This is a genomic window from Thalassotalea euphylliae, from assembly GCF_003390375.1.
GTDB lineage: Bacteria > Pseudomonadota > Gammaproteobacteria > Enterobacterales > Alteromonadaceae > Thalassotalea_F > Thalassotalea_F euphylliae_A.
In genome coordinates this window covers 273,475-295,219 of the sequence record NZ_QUOT01000001.1, presented here as the reverse complement: position 1 = coordinate 295,219, position 21,745 = coordinate 273,475, and the positions used below count along the sequence as shown (strand labels likewise).

Here is a 21,745-nt window from a genome sequence, read left to right as displayed (position 1 = left end):
ACAAGAGAAAACGACAAATCGCCGTTTAACGCACGACAGGGATTACATTGGCGGATTTTACTTCTTCCATCACCACATAAGTGCGGCTTTCACTTACCGCCGGTAAGCGCAACAAGGTATCGCCCAAAAGTTCACGATAAGCTGCCATATCTTTTACCCGAGTTTTTAGTAGGAAATCAAAATCGCCTGAAACTAGGTGACATTCTTGAATCACGTCTAAGTCTTGCACCGCCTTAGAAAAGTCATCAAATACGTCTGGGCTTGTTTTCTCAAGGGTTATTTCAACAATTACCAGTAATGCAGCGTCTAGCAGCGTTGGGTCTAGTATTGCCCGATAGCCAACGATATAGCCATCATTTTCTAAACGTTTAACCCGCTCTAGACATGGCGTTGGGCTTAATCCTACTCGTTTAGACAATTCGACATTAGATAAACGGCCATTTTTTTGAAGTTCTTCTAAGATATTTCGGTCGATACGATCAATTTTCTTATTGCTAGTGTGACGATTATTCGAGCGACTTAACGGCATGGTTTATATTTCTCTAGTTTTAGCTATTTTTGTAGTTTTATTCTCTACAAAATAGCAAATTACAACAGGATGCTCTACATATTTACGACTATACTAGTCACCAATTTCAATCCATAGAGAAATAATTATGATCATCGGTGTACCAAAGGAAATAAAAAATCACGAATACCGTGTTGGCATGGTGCCAGCGAGCGTACGTGAACTAATTAACCATGGCCACAGCGTTTTTGTTGAAACAAATGCCGGTATTGGCATCGGTTTTACCGATCAAGATTATATTGAAGCTGGTGCTGGCATTTTAGCGACAGCAGAAGAAGTTTTTGCGCAAGCAGAAATGATCGTTAAAGTAAAAGAGCCACAAGCCGTTGAGCGTGCAATGTTGCGTGAAGGCCAAATTCTTTTCACTTACCTTCACTTAGCACCAGATTTACCGCAAACTCAAGACTTAGTTAAAAGCAAAGCCGTTTGTATCGCCTATGAAACGGTGACAGATAATCACGGTGGCTTACCACTACTTGCGCCTATGTCAGAAGTAGCTGGTCGCATGTCAATTCAAGCAGGTGCACAAGCGTTAGAAAAATCTAACGCTGGTCGCGGCATGTTATTAGGTGGTGTACCGGGCGTTGAGCCAGCAAAAGTTGTGATTATTGGTGGTGGTATGGTTGGTGCTAACGCTGCAAAAATGGCAGTTGGCATGGGGGCTGACGTGGTCATTTTAGACCGCAATGTTAACGTTTTACGCAAGCTTGACGATCTATTCGGTAACCAAGTGAAAGCGATTTACTCAACTGCCGATGCGTTAGAAAAACACGTATTAGACGCAGACCTTGTGATTGGTGGTGTACTTATTCCGGGTGCTGCAGCGCCAAAACTAGTCACTAAAGAGCACATCAAAAACATGAAGCCTGGTGCTGCTATTGTTGATGTTGCTATCGACCAAGGTGGTTGTATTGAAACATCAACACCTACCACACACGCTGAGCCTACTTATATTGTTGACGATGTTGTTCACTACTGTGTAGCCAACATGCCAGGTGCTGTGCCACGCACATCAACGTTTGCACTGAACAATGCAACTTTGCCTTACATTATCCAGTTAGCAAACAAAGGTTACAAACAAGCACTTAATGACAACCAGCACTTATTAAATGGTTTGAATGTCATTAATGGCCAAGTAACCGTTAAAGAAGTAGCAGACAACCTTGGTTTTGACTTTATTGAGCCAGCAACCGCTTTAGCTAACGCTTAATCGTTGCACTTAATAGCCTGCAATTCTTAAATTAGTCAGTGTTTAAAAAAGCGCCCTTGATATAAGAGGCGCTTTTTTTTATTTACGAAAAGTTATTTCCCACTCTTGAATAACTTTATTAAAATCCCAATCAATAGAAATCATATTGTCGAAACGAATTTTTTGGAGAACCCATGAGCGAAGCAAGACACGTTCCTCTTCTTATTTTAGGCTCTGGCCCAGCAGGTTACACAGCAGCAGTATATGCAGCGCGCGCTAACTTAAACCCAGTAATGATCACCGGTATGCAGCAAGGTGGTCAGTTAACCACGACGACTGAAGTTGAAAACTGGCCAGGTGATGCAGATGATTTAACAGGTCCAGACTTAATGGTACGTATGCAAAAGCATGCAGAAAAGTTTGATACCGAAATCATTTTTGATCACATCGAAGAAGTTGACCTTGAAACTCGCCCATTCCGTTTAAAAGGCAGCAGCGAGTACACTTGTGATGCATTAATTATCTGCACGGGCGCATCAGCACAATACCTAGGTTTACCTTCAGAAGAAGCTTTCATGGGGAGAGGTGTTTCTGCTTGTGCAACCTGTGACGGCTTCTTCTACCGCAACCAAAAAGTATGTGTTGTTGGTGGTGGTAACACAGCCGTTGAAGAAGCATTGTACTTATCAAATATTGCTTCTGAAGTTCACTTAATTCACCGTCGTGACACTTTCCGCTCAGAGAAAATCTTAACGCAACGTTTAATGGACAAAGTTGAAAACGGCAATATTGTTTTACACTTAGACCGTACATTAGATGAAGTACTAGGCGATGATATGGGCGTTACCGGCGTTCGTATTAAAGACACAAATTCAGATGCTACTGAAGAGTTAGAAGTGCAAGGTGCGTTTATCGCCATTGGTCACAAGCCAAATACTGATATCTTCAAAGGTCAGCTGGATATGAAAGATGGCTACCTAACCATTAATAGTGGTACTAACGGCAATGCAACACAAACTAGCGTTGAAGGTGTATTTGCTGCAGGTGATGTCGCAGATCATATCTATCGCCAAGCAATCACGTCTGCGGGTGCTGGCTGTATGGCTGCATTAGATGCAGAGCGTTACTTGGATGCAAAAGGCTAAAAAATGCCCAAGCACTAGCAAGTAATTGTTAAATAACAAGCAGTATTTAGCAGGAATAAGATGAGCCAAACTATTTCGTTTATTCACCCAAATAGTTTGGTTTTTCCGCCTTTAGATACTGCGCTTACCGAGCCTAACGGCTTACTCGCTGTGGGTGGCGACCTCACCCCGCAACGTTTGGTTCAAGCGTATAGCGAAGGCATATTTCCATGGTTTAGTGACGGCGAGCCCATTATGTGGTGGTCTCCTAACCCACGAGCTATTATTCCAACTCGCGACATTCGTATTAATCGCACACTGCGTAAATTCCTTAATAAAACCCCCTATCAGGTATCATTTAATCGAGCATTTGATCAAGTGATAGAACTTTGTGCAGGTGCACCATTTCGCCAAGACGAAACTTGGATTCTACCTGAGATGATTTCTGGTTATCGTCAGTTACACCTGCTAGGTCATGCCCATTCTGTTGAAGTATGGGAGCAAGAAAAATTAGTAGGTGGTTTATATGGTGTTGCTATCAATGGTTTTTTTAGCGGTGAGTCGATGTTTTATAAAGCACCAAACGCTTCTAAAGTTGCACTAGTTGCTCTCGCTAAAGCGCTAGAAGTATGCAGCGTAAAGTTCATTGACTGTCAGATCACAAATCCATTTCTTGAAGATATGGGCTGCATTGAAGTTTCTCGTGACGACTTTATACAACAGCAACAAGCCATGCTTCAGTTATCACTTCCAAGCGAATTTTGGACACCGCGTATTATTAGCAGCTAATATTTTATTATTGGCCGTAATTTAGCTGAGGTTTTGCTAATGATTTATGATTTTCGCTTGGGTATCAGCAAAGAATTTTCCTGTAACTACCTACCTGGCAACCAAGAGCGACTATTGATTGTTGTTGATGAGTTACATGAGCAAGCGAATCAATATGATTATTTAATGCACCAAGGCTTTCGTCGCAGTGGTGAACAAGTCTACCGCCCGCATTGCAAAGCTTGCCATGCCTGCCAATCGGTAAAAGTCATGGTACAAGAATTTACACCTAGCAAAAGCCAAAAGCGTTCACTCAAAAAGAATCAACACCTAAGACTCGTGAAAAGTCGCACGCCAAGTGAAGAATACTACCCATTGTTCGAACGCTATATCAATGAACTTCATGCTGATGGTGCTATGTACCCTGCTAGCGCAGAGCAATATCAAAGTTTCTTATTCACTCATATTTGCAAGCAGTACTTTGTTGAGCTCTATGATGGTGACAAGTTAGTGAGTGTCGCAGTAACAGATGAATTACCAAGTGCACTGTCTGCCGTTTATACCTTCTACAATCCTGATTATCGCAAAAACGGCTTAGGTATATATTCTATATTGCAGCAAATCCATGTCGCACAAACACTGGGTAAAGAGTTTCTCTATTTAGGCTATCAAATCGATGATTGCCAAAAAATGAACTATAAAACTAAGTTTTACCCACACCAAAGGCTGTATAACAACCAGTGGCATATCGTTCCTAGGCCAAGCTATTCTCGCTAAATAAGCGGGTTAGCAACAAATAAATAGCCTTGATGCTTTACTTTGTCATCACAATTGGGCATGATCTGCGCAGCTTTATATCCATGAACTTTTAGAGGTTAAACGCCCAATGGCGAAAGAAGAAAATATTGAAATGCAAGGTACTGTGTTAGAAACATTACCTAACACCATGTTCCGCGTTGAGTTAGAAAACGGTCACGTTGTTACAGCTCACATCTCAGGTAAAATGCGCAAGAACTACATCCGTATTTTAACTGGTGACAAAGTAACGGTTGAATTAACGCCGTACGACTTATCGAAAGGTCGCATTATTTTCCGTGCCAGATAACGTTTAAACCTTTCTTTTAGAAAGAGTTAAAAAGATTTATCTACAAAAAAGCCCTGAATTTCAGGGCTTTTTTGGTTTATACGACTTTGTTTACTAGCCAATAGACAATTAGCGGATTAATGTTCCACTAGCTCTTTTTTGTTGCTTTCAGCTTTGATCACAAGTTCATCTTTCTTGTTAACGGTCACTTTAACAACACCACCACCAACTAATTCACCAAATAACAGTTCATTCGCCAATGGTTTCTTGAGTTGCTCTTGAATTAACCGAGCCATAGGTCGTGCGCCCATGTTTTTATCGTAGCCGCGCTCAGCAAGCCAAGATTTTGCATCAGCACTAAGTTCTAGCGACACACCCTTTTCATCCAATAAGGCTTGAAGCTCAACAATAAACTTATCAATGACTTGATATATAATGTCAGTGTCTAGGTGGTTAAACCAAACGATATTATCTAGGCGGTTTCTAAATTCTGGTGTGAATACGCGATTAATTTCATCCATCGCATCAAGGCTATGATCTTGCTGCTTAAAGCCAATTGATTTACGAGTTGTTTCAGTAACACCTGCGTTAGTGGTCAACACTAAAATAACATTTCTAAAATCAGCTTTTCGGCCATTGTTATCGGTTAAGGTGCCGTGATCCATTACTTGTAGCAAAATGTTGTATACATCTTGATGTGCTTTTTCAATTTCATCTAACAGCACAACGGCATGTGGATGTTTAATCACAGCATCTGTTAACAGACCGCCTTGTTCGTAGCCAACATAGCCAGGAGGCGCACCAATTAAACGGCTAACCGCATGTTTTTCCATGTACTCAGACATATCGTAACGCAAAAGCTCAACGCCTAAGATTTTAGCAAGCTGCTGCGTAACTTCCGTTTTACCAACACCGGTTGGCCCTGCAAACATGAAAGAGCCAATCGGTTTACTTTCATTACTTAAACCAGCTCGTGATAAGCGAATAACAGACGTTAACTCATCAATGGCTTTATCTTGGCCAAAAACAACCAACTTCAAGTTACGATCTAAATTTTGCAGGTTATCTTTTTCTGAGCTAGATACCGATTTTTCAGGAATACGTGCCATCTTCGCGACAATTGACTCAATATCATTGTTATTAATCACTTTCTTACGCTTAGACGGTGCAACTAGTTGTTGCTTAGCACCAGCTTCATCGATGATATCAATCGCTTTATCAGGTAAAAAACGTTCGTTAATGTATTTGTCAGCCAACTGAGCAGCCGCTTTCAATGCTTTATGGGTATAACGAATACCGTGATGACTTTCGTATTTTTCTTTCAATCCTTGCAGTATTTTCGTCGTATCATCAACACTAGGCTCGGCTATGTCTATTTTTTGGAAACGACGAGCTAATGCGCGATCTTTCTCAAAGATACTTTGATACTCTTGATAAGTCGTAGAACCTAGGCAACGAAGCTTACCTGATGAAAGCAAAGGCTTAATAAGGTTGGAAGCGTCCATCATACCACCAGAAGCTGCACCTGCACCGATAATCGTGTGAATTTCATCGATAAACAGAATCGCATTCGCTTCTTTTTCTAGCTCTTTAAGCAGTGATTTAAAGCGTTTTTCAAAATCACCTCGATATTTAGTACCGGCGAGTAAGGCGCCCATGTCAAGTGAGTAAATTGTGCCATCTACTAAAAAGTCTGGTACTTTTTCACTGACAATCATTGCCGCTAAACCTTCTGCAATAGCAGTTTTACCAACCCCAGCTTCACCAACAAATAGCGGGTTGTTTTTACGGCGACGGCTCAATACCTGAAGTGTTCGTTCTAATTCATCGTCACGGCCAATCAGCGGGTCTATATTGCCCTTTTTCGCCTCTTCATTGAGGTTTACCGCAAAACTTTCTACTACTCTTGGTTCTTCATCTTGCTGCTGCTCAACTTCTTCGTGGCTAGCACTGTCGCCATTTTCGATTTTTGAAATGCCGTGAGAGATAAAATTAACAATATCTAAACGCGTAATATCTGATTTTTTCAAAATATAGGCGGCTTGTGATTCTTGCTCACTAAATATTGCAACAAGCACGTTTGAACCATTAACTTCATTCTTACCCGAAGACTGCACATGAAAAACTGCGCGTTGCAAAACACGTTGAAAACCTAGTGTTGGCTGAGTTTCACGATCATCTTCACCTGCGGGAATGACCGGTGTTGTTTCACCAATAAAATCTTCTAAACTCTTACGCAATTTAGACATGTCAGCACCACAGGCTTTAAGCGCCTCTACCGCTGATGGGTTATCAAGCAGTGCTAGCAATAAGTGCTCTACCGTCATAAATTCATGGCGAAAATCCTTAGCTTGACGGAACGCTAAGTTTAACGAAATTTCTAAATCTTTATTCAGCATAGATACTCCAGCTTACTTAAATCTTGCACTGTTACGCTTTTTCCATTGAACATTGCAACGGATGTTGATTTTCTGCAGCGTATCGAACAACTTGGTCTACTTTAGTTTCTGCTATCTCAGCAGAATATGTGCCACAACGAGCCTTACCCTTATAATGAATAGTTAGCATGATTTCAGTAGCCTTTTCAGAATTCATATTAAAAAACCTACGTAAAACTTCAACCACAAAATCCATAGGCGTATAGTCATCGTTTAACAAAACAACATGATAACGAGGGGGTTCATCAATACGCTCCTTAGTTAGCTCTTCCGTATCGTGCTGGGATTCTGTCAGTTCTTTCCAGTTACTCATAAATCTATATTAGTCTCTACAGGTTAAATTTGCTGAACCTTTTTATGAAAAATAGGTTATTAAAAAATTGTAAAAAATATTGTAAATATCTTGACTATTCTCACACATATTCTACGATTTACAGGTGGCTATTTTTTAGCCGCCGCGTTTATACGTGTATGTTATGGGAAGCATACCTAAATTATACCGCAGGATATAGAAGGAAGTAGAAGTATGGCTCACGGTACGGTTAAATGGTTTAACAATGCAAAAGGGTTCGGTTTTATTCGCCCTGATGACGGTGGAGAAGACATCTTTGCTCATTACTCTACCATCCAGATGGAAGGATACAGAACGCTAAAAGCAGGTCAGGATGTTAATTACGAGTTGAATGAAGGCCCTAAAGGCCATCACGCGGCAAGTATAGTGCCTATTGAACCTGAAGCAGAAAATTAATTTAGTAAATTAATCAACAGCGCGCTAATAAAAAACACAGCCTAGGCTGTGTTTTTTAATGCCTGCTTTTAGTATTACTTGTAATAATTGCTAAAAACAGGCCGCTAATCACTTGAACGTTAAGCTAAATGCTTGATTATCTCATCACCAAATTCAGAACAAGACACCAGCGTAGCGCCTTCCATTAAACGCTCAAAGTCATACGTCACTGTTTTAGCACCAATTGCACCAGACATACCTTGTAGCATTAAGTCGGCCGCTTCAGTCCACCCCATATGACGTAGCATCATTTCAGCAGATAAAATTACAGAGCCTGGATTCACTTTATTCAAGCCTGCGTATTTAGGTGCCGTGCCATGTGTTGCTTCAAAAATTGCCACTTCATCACTAATATTTGCCCCCGGTGCAATACCAATTCCACCGACTTGCGCAGCAAGTGCATCAGACAAATAATCACCATTTAAGTTTAGTGTTGCAATAACGCTATACTCTTCTGGGCGCAATAAAATTTGTTGTAACATCGCATCAGCAATCACGTCCTTAATGATAATTTCTTTACCGTTGTTTGGGTTTTTAAGTGACAACCATGGACCACCGTCGAGTAGTTCAGCACCAAACTCATCGTGTGCTAATTGATAACCCCACTCTTTAAAAGCACCTTCGGTGTACTTCATGATGTTACCTTTATGCACTAAGGTCACAGAATCACGATCGTTATCGATTGCATATTGAATCGCTTTTCGCACTAAACGCTGTGTACCTTCTTTTGACACTGGCTTAATACCAATACCACAGTCCTCAGTAAAGCGAATCGATGATACGCCCATTTCTTCAGTTAAGAAGTTAATAATTTTATCAGCTTGCTCGGTACCTGCTTTGTATTCGATACCCGCATAAATGTCTTCCGAATTTTCGCGGAAAATCACCATGTCAACTGCTTCTGGATGCTTCACAGGGCTAGGAACACCTGTAAACCATTGCACTGGGCGCTGACACACATACAAATCTAACACTTGACGTAGTGCCACATTAAGTGAGCGAATACCACCGCCAACTGGCGTTGTTAAAGGCCCTTTAATACCTACTCGGTATTCGCGAAACATGGCTAATGTTTCTTCTGGAAGCCAAGTTTCAGAATCATAGACTTCCGTCGCTTTTTCACCTGCGTACACTTCCATCCAGCTAATTTTTTTCTCACCTTGGTAAGCAACCTTAACTGCCGCATCTACCACTTTGCGCATAGTTGGCGTGACATCAATACCAATACCATCACCCTCGATAAATGGAATAATTGGGTTGTTCGGTACGTTCAATCGACCGTTTTCGATGGTAATTTTTTGCCCGTCTGCTGGAATTGTTATTTGCGAAGACATAAGGCTCTCCCCTGAAATGCTGAGTTATTATCACTAGGTACGCTGACCAGAGTTGTAACCTAAACGAAAAAGAGTAATGACACTAATTTTTCAAAACCGATAACCAATATAAATCATATGAATGATATAAAGCACTATATTCCAATAAAGAATTCACATCGGTAAACTCGCCTTAGGCTCAACTTAAGAATAACTACCCATTGGCAATAAACCAAGCAAAAAACTCTGTTATTTGATAATTATTTAGCGAACTTTTTCATCAGGGCGTGTTGAACTTTCGAGATTGAATTTTGTTCAATCTAAACGCTTTCTGATCGCGGCGCTCGCTTTGTCGCATAGTCATTCTCGGCTTTGTCTCCTGAGTCGCTCTACCTCCTGCATCCATGCAGTTGTATATAAAAATTAAGCACCGCTAACACATCCTTGCTATCGCTCTGTACCTACATCCATGTAGGCAACAATGAGCAGGAAGCGTTTAGATGAACCCCCTCAACCGAAATAAAAGGGGCAGCGTCTGTTTGAATTTTCTACTGTGTTGGCACTTATTTGTGGAGAGTAACTACACTGCAAAAGTGCCGCCTTGTATAAAACCCAAACAGACTGCAGCAAAAACAACCCTGAAAGATCAACACGCCCTAACTAAATATTGGTTTACAATCGTCTTGGCGATAGCTAGGCTAGCTGTTTCGTTTGGATGAAACCCATCGGCTGTAAAGTACTTTTCATCGGGAATTAACTCGTATCTAACAAGACTGAAACGCTCAGGGGCTAAGTGTAGGAGTTTGTTGGTCGCATCATTAAGACGGCTGCTGCGAAAACCTAAAATACTCGCAAGTGGCTTTTTTAATAGAGGAAAGCATTCAAGCGGCGGTATTGCGAGTAATAAAGTTTGTTGAGGTTGATATTTGTACTCTATTAACGTCATCAATTCATTAAGTTGCTGTGACCATTTTAGGCTTGATGTAAATCCTTTTGCATCATTAACACCAATGGAAATAACGACATAGTCGGCAACTTCTGTAATTTCATTTTGTATAGCGGTATGTAAATCAGCTATTTTATCGCCAGATTTTGCTAACACAGCTAATTTAACCGCTACATCGAATCTGGAGTTAAGCTCAGCTGCCAGCTGTCCTGCCAAGGCATCTTTAATTGATGTTATCCCAACACCAGCAGCAACCGAATCACCAATAACCGCTACTTTAATTGGCTTTTCAATTGCTGCAGTTTTATCTTGATGGTGAAACTGCCTAACCACAAATTTGCGCTCTCCTTGTGCTTCCGGGAGTCGAATAGCAGAGCGTTTAGTACCTACCCCCTGAATCATCCAAATAGGCGCACTGATCAGCGTATAGGTATACTTAAAAAACAAAGAACTAAGCCAAGACAAATGCATCACAATAACAAACCATCCATGTTAGATACCGTTAATTAATTTTGCTGGTAATAACTTTGATGCCCATCAGCAACATAGCACCGCCTAATACTCTGTCTAACCAGTGACCAAATTGTTGAAACTGTTTATTTATTCTTGGGCGGCTAAGCAAGATTACAACAGTCGCAAACCAAGCAAACTGCAAGATCATCATCCAAGCACCGTAAATCGCCAATTGATACAAGGGCATTGCGGGCGATAACACCATAGTAAACAAGGCAACAAAGTAAATTGGCGCTTTCGGGTTTAACGCATTACACAGAAAACCTTTAGCAAGGGTTTTACTATTAGATAACTGAGGAGAAACTTGCGCACTTAATGCACTGTTATCTATTACATTGGTTTGTTTAGCCTTTAGCCCCTGAATGCCCAGATAAATTAAATAGCTACCGCCTAGCAGCTTAATGCCCCATAAAATCGTTTCAGAATTAGCAATGATTGCTGCTAGCCCAAGCGAGGAATAAACGATATGTACAGCCAACCCCAATGCAATACCTAAGCTGCAAAGTAAGCCAGTTTTTTTACCATGCGCTAATGTTTGTTGTGATACCAAAACAAAATCAGGCCCAGGAGATGCCGCAGCCAATAAATGAATTGTAGTAATTAGCAATAAGCCTTCAAATAACCCCATCTAAAACTCCTTTTGCCTAGCATTGCACGAATGAAATGCACACGTTAAAAAGTAAATCAGTAGAGTTTGATTAACATACGATTACGGTAAGTTGTCAACCATAATTACTACTGACATCGCTGACCACTAAAGCTATCTCAAACACAGTCAAGCATAAAAAAGCCCGCTTAATGCGGGCTTAGTTAACTTTGCGTTGAAACGCACTATTTATTGCGTACGACCGCTAAGGTTTATAGCAGTGTCGATAAAATAGTGTTTAACGTTTCGCTTGGGCGCATAGCGTTTGATGCTTGCGCTTCATTCGGGAAGTAGTAACCACCAATGTCCATTGCTACGCCTTGTGCATCATTTAACTCAGCAACAATTTTCTCTTCTTGCTTGGTTAATGCTTGTGCTACTGGGCCAAAGGCTTTGGCTAGCTCAGCATCTTTATCTTGCACAGCAAGTGCTTCTGCCCAGTAAGTTGCTAGGTAGAAGTGAGAACCACGGTTATCAAGCTCGTTAACACGGCGCGAAGGTGATTTATTCTCTTGCAAGAATTTTGCAGTTGCCGCATCTAAGGTATCAGCAAGTACTTGTGCTTTGGCATTACCGGCAAAGTTTGCTAGGTGCTCTAATGACGCTGCTAGTGCTAAGAACTCACCTAAAGAATCCCAACGTAAGTGGTTTTCTTTTTCAAACTGCTGTACGTGCTTAGGTGCTGAACCACCAGCACCAGTTTCAAATAAGCCACCGCCATTCATAAGCGGTACAATTGATAGCATTTTAGCTGATGTACCTAACTCTAAAATTGGGAACAAGTCAGTTAAGTAATCGCGTAAAACATTACCCGTCACAGAAATGGTATCTTCGCCTTTTTTCATGCGCTCTAACGAGAACTGACAAGCATCAACTGGTGCAAGAATACGAATATCCAAACCATCTGTGCCGTGCTCTGGTAAGTACTGGTTTACTTTTTTGATTAACTCAGCGTCGTGTGCACGGTTTTCGTCTAACCAGAATACTGCTGGCATACCAGATAAGCGTGAACGATTAACCGCTAGTTTCACCCAATCTTGAATTGGTGCATCTTTCGCCTGACACATACGGAAAATATCACCCGCTTCCACAGCTTGCTCAAGTAACACTTGGCCTGCTGCGTCAACTACACGAATAGTACCGCTTGCTGCAGCCGTAAATGTTTTATCATGTGAACCGTACTCTTCGGCTTTTTTCGCCATTAGGCCAACATTTGGTACAGTACCCATAGTCGTTGGATCGAAAGCACCGTTTTCACGACAGAAATCAACAACTGCTTGGTATACACCTGCGTAGTTACGATCTGGGATAGTGAACTTAGTGTCTTTTTGCTTGCCGTCTGGACCCCACATTTGGCCAGATGCGCGCAGTGCTGCCGGCATAGACGCATCTATAATAATATCGCTTGGTACGTGCAAGTTGGTAATACCGCGATCTGAGTCAACCATCGCCATAGGTGGACGAGTTTCGTAAACCGCTTGCAAGTCAGCTTCAATTTCAGCTTTCTTTTCAGCAGGTAAACGACCGATTTTCGCGTAAACATCGCCAATACCGTTGTTAGCATCAACACCTAATTGGTCAAATACTGCAGCGTGTTTTTCAAATACCGCTTTGTAGTAAACCTTAACACAGTGACCAAAGATGATTGGGTCAGATACTTTCATCATGGTTGCTTTCATATGCAAAGAGAACAACACATCTTCTTTCTGTGCTTTTTCAATTTCTTGCTCGAAGAACGCAACAAGTGCTTTCACGTTCATCACAGATGCATCAATCACTTCTTTGTCTTCAAGGGCAATATGCTCTTTTAATAAGGTGACATCGCCATTTTCAGCAACAAATTCAATGTTCGCGTGAGTCTCGCCATTGATTGTTGTTGATTTTTCACTACCGTAGAAATCACCAGCATCCATATGTGCAACGTGAGATTTTGACTCACTTGACCAAGCGCCCATTGAGTGTGGGTTGTTTTTCGCGTATTGCTTTACTGAACCCGGTGCTCGGCGATCTGAGTTACCTTCGCGAAGTACAGGATTTACGGCAGAGCCAAGTACTTTGGCGTAAGTCAGTTTAATTGACTCTTCCGCTTCACTTTGTGGCTCTTCTGGGTAATCTGGTAAGTTGTAACCTTTCGCTTGTAATTCTTTAATCGTTGCCTGTAGTTGTGGAATTGACGCACTAATGTTTGGCAACTTAATAATGTTTGCTTCTGGTGTTTTCGCTAGTTCGCCAAGCTCCGCTAACGCATCACCGATACGTTGCTCTTTAGTTAAGTACTTAGGGAAATTAGCAATAACACGACCTGCTAATGAGATATCACGAGTTTCGACATCGATGCCTGAAGAAGCAGTATAAGCTTTAATAATAGGTAGTAGAGATTGAGTCGCGAGTGCTGGCGCCTCATCAGTAATGGTGTAAATGATCTTTGATGTATCTTTACTCATTGAATATCCTAGTTTCGTTAAGAACGTGCCACCAAGCTCGTGACAAACTCAGCAACAAAAAATTTTTTCGATGGCGCATATTACTTAAAAACAAACTACTTTAAAATAGCAGGCACTCAACCTAACCATAATTTAATAAGGCAAGATACGTTGACACGCCTCAACACAAACGCAAGAACAAGGGCTAAAGGTCATCTTTCCAACAAGGTCAGACCAGTAAAGAAAAAATCCCCAATTTCAGATAAAAATCGAAAAATTGTCTTATTTAACAAACCGTATGATGTGCTTTGCCAATTTACCGATGATCAACATCGACAAACATTAAAAGATTTTATCCCTATTCCAGAGGTATATGCGGCGGGTCGTTTAGATAAAGACAGCGAAGGATTATTGCTACTCACTAACGACGGTCAATTGCAGCATAAAATAGCCAGCCCTAAGTTCAAAGCGCCGAAAACTTACTGGGTACAAGTAGAAGGTGTCCCCACTGAAGATAAGCTAAAAGCACTTCGCCAAGGTGTGGAACTCAACGATGGCCCTACTAAGCCTGCGAAAGTAAAAATTATTTCAGCGCCAAACATTTGGCCTCGTAATCCCCCTATTCGCGAAAGAAAGAATATTCCCACCACTTGGTTGGAAATTATTATTACCGAAGGTCGAAACCGTCAAGTACGACGCATGACCGCACATATTGGTCACCCAACACTGCGCTTAGTTCGCTATGCCATTGGCGAATGGACGCTCGATAATATTGCGAATGGTGAGTTTATTTTGGTCAAACAAGATTCAATGAACGCACCTAGTACAAAGGCGAATAAAAAAGCGACAACGAGCACAAAAACAATAACTCCTAGCAAGCCAAAGACGCGCCAAAGACGCGCCAAAGAAAGGCTGAGAATAAGTTGAGCTTATCAAGCAAGTTACAGAGAAAACGTAGTAATAATCCCGACCGTACTACAAAAGCAAAAGAAAACTAGTTAATAACAAAAAGAGCGTACCTAAATCAATGAATGACCACGGCGTTACACAATTTAAGCCTAATACGACTGTTGCAGCTATCGTCCACCATCAAGGTAAGTTTCTCTTGGTAGAAGAAAGGGAAAATGGCAACACTGTTTTTAATCAACCTGCCGGTCACTTAGAAGCAAACGAAAATCTGGTGGCTGCAGCAAATAGAGAATTACAGGAAGAGACGGGATTAACTGGTGAGCCTGCTTATGCTTCTGGCATTTACTACTTTCATCGCTCTGAGTTAAACCTTTATTTTTTACGCTTTTGTTTTGTCTACGAGCTAAGTAATTTGACCCATCTAGACTCAACTAAAGAAGATAACAAATGGCCTGTCTGCCAACCGCAAGACAGCGATATCATCGCTTGCCACTGGTTTACCCTAGAAGAAATTAAAGCGATAAAAAATCAGCTTCGTAGTCCTATGGTACTTGAATGTATTGAAGACTATTTAGCAGGGCATAAGATATCGCTATCTATGCTAAAAACTAACCTGTAAAACTGAATGGAGGCGACTTGTGGCCTCTATGCTATAAAAAATCCCTATGCTATAATTCGGCGCCTTTTTTCTATCGTGGTCAATTAATTAATGTCATCTATTGCAACTTCATCATTAGCCATCGCACCAAATACAAAGGCGCCACAAGACACACGCGTTATTGTTGGTATGTCTGGCGGAGTCGATTCATCTGTATCAGCCTACTTGCTTCAGCAGCAAGGCTATCAGGTTGAAGGCTTGTTTATGAAGAACTGGGAAGAAGACGACAACGACGAATACTGCGCCGCAGAAGAAGATCTAAAAGATGCACAAGCAGTATGTGACAAGCTTGGCATCAAGTTACACACCATCAATTTCGCCACTGAGTACTGGGACAACGTATTTGAATACTTCCTTGCTGAATACAAAGCAGGTCGTACTCCTAATCCAGACATCATGTGTAACAAAGAAATTAAATTTAAAGCCTTTTTAGAATTTGCTTGTGAAGACTTAGGTGCTGATTACATTGCCACAGGTCACTACGTACAGCGTGAATATCGCGAAGATGCGAGCGGTGAAGGCAAATGGCATATGATCCGCGGTTTAGACAACAACAAAGATCAAAGCTACTTCCTTTACACATTAAGCCATAAGCAGGTAGGCCAAACGCTATTCCCCGTGGGTCATATTGAAAAGCCTGAGGTACGCGCTATCGCCGAAGAGGCTGATTTAATTACTCACAACAAAAAAGACAGCACGGGTATTTGTTTTATTGGCGAGCGGAAATTCAAAGATTTCTTGCAAAAATTCTTACCAGCTCAGCCGGGTAAAATTGAATCTGCCGAAGGTGAAGTGATTGGCGAGCACGATGGTTTAATGTACCACACGCTAGGTCAACGCAAAGGCTTACGTATTGGCGGTATGGCCAATGCCGGTGATGAGCCTTGGTATGTGGTAGACAAAGATTTAAAACGCAATGTACTGATTGTGGGTCAAGGCCATAATCACCCTCGCCTATTTTCAAAAGGCTTAATTGCGAATCAACTGCATTGGGTGGATCGCAATGAGATCACAGCACCATTTAAATGCACAGTCAAAACCCGTTATCGCCAGCAGGATGTTGTTTGTACAGTAACACCGCTTGAAAATGACGAGTATGAAATTCTATTCGATGAGCAACAAAGCTCAGTAACACCGGGCCAGTCAGTGGTATTTTACCAAGACGAAGTGTGCTTAGGTGGCGGCATTATTAATACACTAATTCGATAAGCTGTATGAGAGATCAAACTATCACTTTTGCTGCTATCTGCCAGATAGCCAGCATGGTACAAAAGCTAGCGCGTCAAGGGGAAATTGACGAGCAACAGCTGAGCACAATGCTAAGCGGTATTACCAATACCTCGCCTGAAAATACACTAGCGGTATATGGCGGTAATTTAGCCAACATAAAACCAGGGTTACAGGTATTAGTCAGCCACCTTGGCGATCAAACTAAGCAAAAAGACCCTGAATTAACCCGCTATATAGTTAGCCTGTTAAACCTAGAGCGTCGTTTAACTAAAAACCGCAAACAACTTGGCGTGTTGGGTGAACGCATTGACCAAGCGAAACGTCAAAGTGGTCATTACAATGTTGACAGCAATACCTTGCTAAACAGCTTTGCCAGCATTTACAGCGATATTATTAGCCCGCTGGGTGCGCGCATTCAGGTAGCAGGTGAACCTGCTATATTAAAGCAGGAAAGCAATCAGCATAAGATCCGAGCATTATTATTAGCCGGTATTCGTAGCGCCGTTTTATGGCGACAAGTTGGTGGCAAACGCCGCAATATTTTGTTTTCAAGAACAAAGATATTAGCACAAGCAGAGCAATTATTAGGCGAAATTTACTAGGTAGCTTTAGTAAATAAACGAAGTACTTAATAAAAGTTTCGCCAAGAAAAGTTTTTAACGTTCACACTTAATTAATAACAAACCAAAACATTTGTTGTAGGAAAAAACTATGGAACTTTCAGCATTAACAGCAATTTCACCGGTTGATGGTCGTTACGGCAGCAAAACCAAAGCCTTACGCCCTATTTTCAGTGAATTTGGCCTAATCAAATACCGCGTTACCGTCGAAGTACGTTGGTTACAAAAGTTAGCAGCCACTGCTGACATCACAGAAGTTCCTGCATTTTCCGGCGAAGCTAATGCAGTACTTGACGCCATCGTTGCTAACTTTAGCGAAGAAGATGCACTACGCGTTAAAACCATTGAAGCAACTACCAACCACGATGTAAAAGCGGTTGAATACTTCTTAAAAGAAAAAATTGCTGACAACGCAGAGCTAAACGCGGTAACAGAGTTTATTCACTTTGCTTGTACTTCAGAAGACATCAACAACCTGTCACACGCGTTAATGCTTAAAGAATGTCGTGAACAAGTGTTATTACCTGTTGTTGATGAAATCTTAGCGGCGGTTAAAGCCTTAGCGGTTGAGTACAAAACTATTCCTATGATGGCGCGCACGCACGGTCAACCTGCGTCACCTACCACCATGGGTAAAGAAATGGCGAATGTTTACATTCGTTTAAAACGCCAACGCGAGCAAATTGCTCAAGTTGAATTGTTAGGTAAAATCAACGGTGCTGTCGGTAACTACAACGCTCACCTTTCTGCCTACCCTAACCTTGACTGGCATAACTTCTCAAATGAATTTGTCACTTCATTAGGCGTTACGTGGAATGCATTCACTACCCAAATTGAGCCGCACGATTACATTGCTGAGCTATTTGATGCAGTAGCACGATTTAACACAATTTTGATCGACTTCGATCGCGACATTTGGGCCTACATTGCACTGGGTCACTTCAAGCAAAAAACCGTTGCGGGTGAAATTGGTTCTTCAACTATGCCGCACAAAGTTAACCCTATCGACTTTGAAAACTCAGAAGGTAACTTAGGTATTGCGAATGCGTTATTTGCTCACCTTGCACAAAAGCTTCCTGTTTCTCGCTGGCAACGTGACTTAACGGACTCTACTGTACTTCGTAACTTAGGTGTTGGTTTTGGTCATGCTCTAATTGCCTACGCAGCGACACTAAAAGGTATCAGCAAGTTAGAAGTGAATGAAAAATCATTAGCAGATGAACTAGATCAAAACTGGGAACTTTTAGCTGAGCCAATTCAAACGGTAATGCGTCGTTACGGTATTGAAAAGCCTTATGAAAAACTAAAAGAGTTAACTCGTGGTAAGCGCGTAAACGCTGAAGTAATGCGCGAGTTTGTCGCTAATCTTGATATGCCAGAAGCAGCTAAGGCAGAGCTTGCTGAGCTAACACCGGCAACTTATATTGGCCGCGCTGTTGCCTTTATCGACGAATTATAGCTGATGACTGTTAGCCAATAGGCTATGGTCAGAAATTGCTAACGGAAATTAAAGATACAAAAAGAAGGCTTAGGTCTTCTTTTTTGTTTGCGAAACTGAGTTATCACTAGAGCTCAGTAAGCAAGAAACCAGAGACAAAGATTATGTACACCATTAATTGGGGCGATTTAACCCCTGAACTATTTCTTGCCGAATATTGGCAAAAAAAGCCACTTCTGATCAAAGGTGGTTTTCAAGCCTTCCAAGATCCAATTTCTGCTGATGAACTAGCCGGCCTTGCCATGGAGCAAGAGTTAGAATCACGTATTATCGCCAATGATGGTTCTGAGAGTGGTGAACCGACTAACTGGCAAGTCAAACACGGGCCATTCGAAGATTTTAGCGAGTTCGGTGAAGAAAACTGGACTCTACTAGTGCAAGCGGTAAACAACTGGTCTGAAACTACCGCTCAAATGCTAGAACCATTCAAGTTTTTACCGAGCTGGCGCATCGACGATGTCATGGTCAGCTTTTCCACACCCGGCGGCGGCGTAGGCCCTCATTTAGATCAATACGATGTCTTTATCACCCAAGGTGAGGGGAAAAGACGTTGGCAAGTGGGTTTACCTGACGATTCGTTAGCACAGTTGTTACCTCATGAAGACTTAAAACAAGTCTCACCATTTGAGCCTGTGATTGATGCTATTACTGAACCTGGCGATATTTTATATATTCCGCCGAATCACCCACATGACGGTGTTTCCATTGATAATTCATTGAACTACTCTGTCGGCTTTCAGGCACCTAGTGGCCAAGATATGATTTCAGCGCTAGCGGATGCAGTCATTGATAAGCAATTAGCCGAACACCGTTTTAACGACCCGGCTCGCACTGTCACCAACCAGCCAGAGTTACTTGCCGCTGAAGATATTAAAAAACTGCAACAATTTATGTTAACGCAAACCGGTGATATCGATTTGTTTAGCGATATGATTGCCACCTTTACCACTCGTAGTCATCATGCGTTAGAAGTGCTGATTCCAATGGAGCCATTTACCGACGAAGCGGTTAAAGGTTATCTAGCAGATCCTGAAATTTTTGTTCGCCCTGTGTTAGGTGTTAAAGCGCTAATCAACGAACAAAACGGTGACTTGTATATTAATGGTGATCGGATTTCATTAACGCAGCAAACACGCAAATTAGGTCAGCTATTGGCAAAAAATGTCGCTTTGACTACAAAACAGTTAGAAAGTTTCACACACTGTTTGAATAACACACAAATGTTAACTAAAGTGTTAAATATGGGGTACTGGTATATCGATTAATCGTATGCAATACAGTGTATGTAGAGTTCCGTGGGAGCATGCCGCTCCCTTGTTAAAAACTGTTCGAGAGCGGGTTTTTATTTGTGAACACCGCATCCCTAAGCGTGTCGAATTTGATCGTAAAGACCGAAAAGCAATTCATATGCTGGTGTGCGACGATATCAGCCAAGAGCCCGTCGCCACTGGTCGCATCCTTCCATCAGGCCAGATAGGCCGTATCGCTGTTATTAAAGAACATCGTAAACAAAAACTAGATAAGTTAGTGCTAGCGGGTTTATTGCGAGTTGCTAAAGATCTCAACCTCAAACAAGTATTTATTCATAGTCCGCTGGATGCGGTAGATTATTTTGTTAAACATGACTTCTATCCTGTTGGCGCTGTGTTTATGGAAGCAGGTTTGCCCAAACAGCAAATGGCCTGCGCGACAATGGATGCAGCAGTCAAAAAGTGCTACCTCAGTCACTAGTTTATATTATTTTCAAAAAAACCTATTTAACCAACGCGATAATTTTCGTACAAAGCGCATATTTTCTAAGCTGCATCGAGCTTGTATTCAATTTTTAACACCTCTTTTACGACTAATTAATCACAGTATATAGCGTGACGTTTACGTAAGTGATAATGTTCGCGACACTTTCGCAATCACAAGTGCGCTAAGCAAAAAGCTTTCGCCTTGATTTCATGGAGAAATAGTGTGGCGTTTTTCGATTTAGTAGATTTTGACAACCACGAACAAGTCGTATTTTGTAGTGACGAGAAAAGTGGGTTAAAAGCAATTATCGCAGTTCATAGCACAGCCCTAGGTGCCGCAGTTGGTGGCTGTCGGATGTGGGATTACACTACCGATGAAGAAGCACTAGTTGACGTGCTGCGTTTATCAAAAGGCATGACCTATAAAAATGCCATGGCCGGCCTTGCGATGGGTGGTGGTAAGTCAGTAATTATTGGCGATGCTAGTAAAATTAAATCTGAAGCCTTGTTTAAAGCCTTTGGCCAAGCCTTAAATGGCTTAGCGGGACGCTATATCAGCGCTGAAGATGTCAACATCACCACCGGCGATATTGCCATTGCCAATACCGAAACTGAGTTTGTTGCTGGTGTAGAAGGGAAAAGTGGCAACCCAGCCCCTTTTACTGCATTAGGCACATTTTTAGGCTTAAAAGCGGCAGTAAAACACAAATTTCACCGAGATGATTTAACTGACTTAACCGTTGCTGTACAAGGCTTAGGTAGCGTTGGTTATTACTTATGTGAACACCTACATAACGCTGGCGCAAAGTTGATTGTTACCGACATCAATCAAGAAGCAGTCAATAAAGCACAAGCAGAATTTGGTGCACATGCTGTGGGCCTAAATGATATTTACGATGTGGATTGTGATATCTATGCTCCTTGTGCCCTTGGTGCTACCATCAACGACACGACGATTGATCGTATTAAAGCAAAAATTATTGGCGGTTGTGCCAACAACCAGTTAGCTGCACCAAAACACGATCAAGCTTTAGTTGATCGCGGTATTTTATACGCTCCAGATTATGTGATTAATGCTGGTGGCATTATCAATATCTCATTTGAAGATGATTACTGCCCAGATAAAGCCACTCAAAAAGTTGAAGAGATCTACGATACTTTGTTAGATGTTTTCACTAAGGCAGCATCTACTGGCAAACCAACCGGTATGGTAGCCGATGAGATTGCTCGCCAGATAATTGCACAAGGCGGCAAATAGTTATCACTAAAGGTGGTAAGTAGCTATCGCACAAGGC

Annotated in this window: 21 protein-coding genes; 14 read left to right on the top strand and 7 right to left on the bottom strand. The window is 41.7% G+C overall.

Annotated features, from left to right (window positions below; genetic code table 11):
• Positions 1–25: 25 nt before the first annotated feature.
• Positions 26–529, bottom strand: a complete 504-nt coding sequence (gene lrp, locus DXX94_RS01370; protein WP_116013383.1) for a leucine-responsive transcriptional regulator Lrp — start codon at positions 527–529, stop codon at positions 26–28.
• Between the two features lie 127 nt (positions 530–656).
• On the opposite strand from lrp, the gene ald reads away from it, so the two are divergent.
• The 5 genes from ald to infA all read left to right on the top strand — a co-directional run bounded on the left by ald (position 657) and on the right by infA (position 4,754).
• Positions 657–1,778 carry an alanine dehydrogenase gene (gene ald, locus DXX94_RS01365; protein WP_116013381.1) on the top strand — a complete coding sequence of 374 codons (1,122 nt, stop codon included), beginning with the start codon at positions 657–659 and terminating at the stop codon, positions 1,776–1,778.
• Positions 1,779–1,951: 173 nt separating this feature from the next.
• Entirely contained in the window at positions 1,952–2,902 is a 951-nt protein-coding gene (gene trxB, locus DXX94_RS01360) for a thioredoxin-disulfide reductase (protein ID WP_116013380.1), read from the top strand.
• Between the two features lie 60 nt (positions 2,903–2,962).
• The gene (aat, locus tag DXX94_RS01355; RefSeq protein WP_116013378.1) at positions 2,963–3,670 is read left to right on the top strand and encodes a leucyl/phenylalanyl-tRNA--protein transferase; all 708 of its coding nucleotides are present in this window, start codon (positions 2,963–2,965) and stop codon (positions 3,668–3,670) included.
• Between the two features lie 39 nt (positions 3,671–3,709).
• Positions 3,710–4,426 (top strand): arginyltransferase, encoded by a 717-nt coding sequence (locus tag DXX94_RS01350; RefSeq protein WP_116013377.1) that lies wholly within the window; start codon positions 3,710–3,712, stop codon positions 4,424–4,426.
• A 109-nt stretch (positions 4,427–4,535) separates the two neighbouring features.
• Positions 4,536–4,754: a translation initiation factor IF-1 gene (gene infA, locus DXX94_RS01345; RefSeq protein ID WP_093328826.1), complete on the top strand. Its 219-nt coding sequence runs from the start codon at positions 4,536–4,538 to the stop codon at positions 4,752–4,754.
• Positions 4,755–4,870: 116 nt separating this feature from the next.
• Here the strand turns inward: infA and clpA are convergent, their stop codons facing one another.
• Together clpA and clpS are read right to left on the bottom strand one after the other, a co-directional pair.
• Positions 4,871–7,132 (bottom strand): ATP-dependent Clp protease ATP-binding subunit ClpA, encoded by a 2,262-nt coding sequence (gene clpA, locus DXX94_RS01340; protein ID WP_116013375.1) that lies wholly within the window; start codon positions 7,130–7,132, stop codon positions 4,871–4,873.
• A gap of 31 nt (positions 7,133–7,163) precedes the next feature.
• Entirely contained in the window at positions 7,164–7,484 is a 321-nt protein-coding gene (gene clpS, locus DXX94_RS01335) for an ATP-dependent Clp protease adapter ClpS (protein ID WP_116013373.1), read from the bottom strand.
• Between the two features lie 213 nt (positions 7,485–7,697).
• Here clpS and cspD point away from each other — a divergent pair, with 213 nt between their 5' ends.
• The gene (gene cspD, locus DXX94_RS01330) at positions 7,698–7,919 is read left to right on the top strand and encodes a cold shock domain-containing protein CspD (RefSeq protein WP_116000172.1); all 222 of its coding nucleotides are present in this window, start codon (positions 7,698–7,700) and stop codon (positions 7,917–7,919) included.
• A gap of 119 nt (positions 7,920–8,038) precedes the next feature.
• Here the strand turns inward: cspD and icd are convergent, their stop codons facing one another.
• The 4 genes from icd to DXX94_RS01310 form a co-directional block, all read right to left on the bottom strand.
• Positions 8,039–9,292, bottom strand: a complete 1,254-nt coding sequence (gene icd / locus DXX94_RS01325; protein WP_116013372.1) for an NADP-dependent isocitrate dehydrogenase — start codon at positions 9,290–9,292, stop codon at positions 8,039–8,041.
• A gap of 625 nt (positions 9,293–9,917) precedes the next feature.
• Positions 9,918–10,688 carry an SGNH/GDSL hydrolase family protein gene (locus DXX94_RS01320; protein WP_116013370.1) on the bottom strand — a complete coding sequence of 257 codons (771 nt, stop codon included), beginning with the start codon at positions 10,686–10,688 and terminating at the stop codon, positions 9,918–9,920.
• A gap of 31 nt (positions 10,689–10,719) precedes the next feature.
• On the bottom strand, positions 10,720–11,358 hold the full coding sequence (locus tag DXX94_RS01315) for a LysE family translocator (protein WP_116013368.1): 639 nt from the start codon (positions 11,356–11,358) through the stop codon (positions 10,720–10,722).
• A gap of 230 nt (positions 11,359–11,588) precedes the next feature.
• Positions 11,589–13,820 (bottom strand): NADP-dependent isocitrate dehydrogenase, encoded by a 2,232-nt coding sequence (locus DXX94_RS01310; RefSeq protein WP_116013367.1) that lies wholly within the window; start codon positions 13,818–13,820, stop codon positions 11,589–11,591.
• A gap of 150 nt (positions 13,821–13,970) precedes the next feature.
• Between DXX94_RS01310 and DXX94_RS01305 the strand changes: the two genes are divergently transcribed.
• The 8 genes from DXX94_RS01305 to DXX94_RS01270 all read left to right on the top strand — a co-directional run bounded on the left by DXX94_RS01305 (position 13,971) and on the right by DXX94_RS01270 (position 21,708).
• Positions 13,971–14,726, top strand: coding sequence for an rRNA large subunit pseudouridine synthase E (locus DXX94_RS01305; RefSeq protein ID WP_258872063.1), 756 nt, complete (start codon positions 13,971–13,973; stop codon positions 14,724–14,726).
• A gap of 100 nt (positions 14,727–14,826) precedes the next feature.
• The gene (locus DXX94_RS01300; RefSeq protein WP_116013365.1) at positions 14,827–15,327 is read left to right on the top strand and encodes an NUDIX hydrolase; all 501 of its coding nucleotides are present in this window, start codon (positions 14,827–14,829) and stop codon (positions 15,325–15,327) included.
• A 90-nt stretch (positions 15,328–15,417) separates the two neighbouring features.
• The gene (gene mnmA / locus DXX94_RS01295) at positions 15,418–16,575 is read left to right on the top strand and encodes a tRNA 2-thiouridine(34) synthase MnmA (RefSeq protein ID WP_116013364.1); all 1,158 of its coding nucleotides are present in this window, start codon (positions 15,418–15,420) and stop codon (positions 16,573–16,575) included.
• 5 nt (positions 16,576–16,580) lie between these two features.
• A complete protein-coding gene (gene hflD / locus DXX94_RS01290; RefSeq protein ID WP_116013362.1) occupies positions 16,581–17,198 on the top strand; it encodes a high frequency lysogenization protein HflD in 618 nt (205 codons plus the stop codon).
• Between the two features lie 109 nt (positions 17,199–17,307).
• Entirely contained in the window at positions 17,308–18,675 is a 1,368-nt protein-coding gene (gene purB, locus DXX94_RS01285; RefSeq protein WP_116013361.1) for an adenylosuccinate lyase, read from the top strand.
• A 143-nt stretch (positions 18,676–18,818) separates the two neighbouring features.
• A complete protein-coding gene (locus DXX94_RS01280) occupies positions 18,819–19,979 on the top strand; it encodes a cupin domain-containing protein (RefSeq protein WP_116013359.1) in 1,161 nt (386 codons plus the stop codon).
• A 49-nt stretch (positions 19,980–20,028) separates the two neighbouring features.
• Positions 20,029–20,445, top strand: a complete 417-nt coding sequence (locus DXX94_RS01275; RefSeq protein WP_181901456.1) for a GNAT family N-acetyltransferase — start codon at positions 20,029–20,031, stop codon at positions 20,443–20,445.
• 228 nt (positions 20,446–20,673) lie between these two features.
• A complete protein-coding gene (locus DXX94_RS01270) occupies positions 20,674–21,708 on the top strand; it encodes a Leu/Phe/Val dehydrogenase (protein WP_116013358.1) in 1,035 nt (344 codons plus the stop codon).
• The last annotated feature ends 37 nt before the right edge of the window (positions 21,709–21,745 follow it).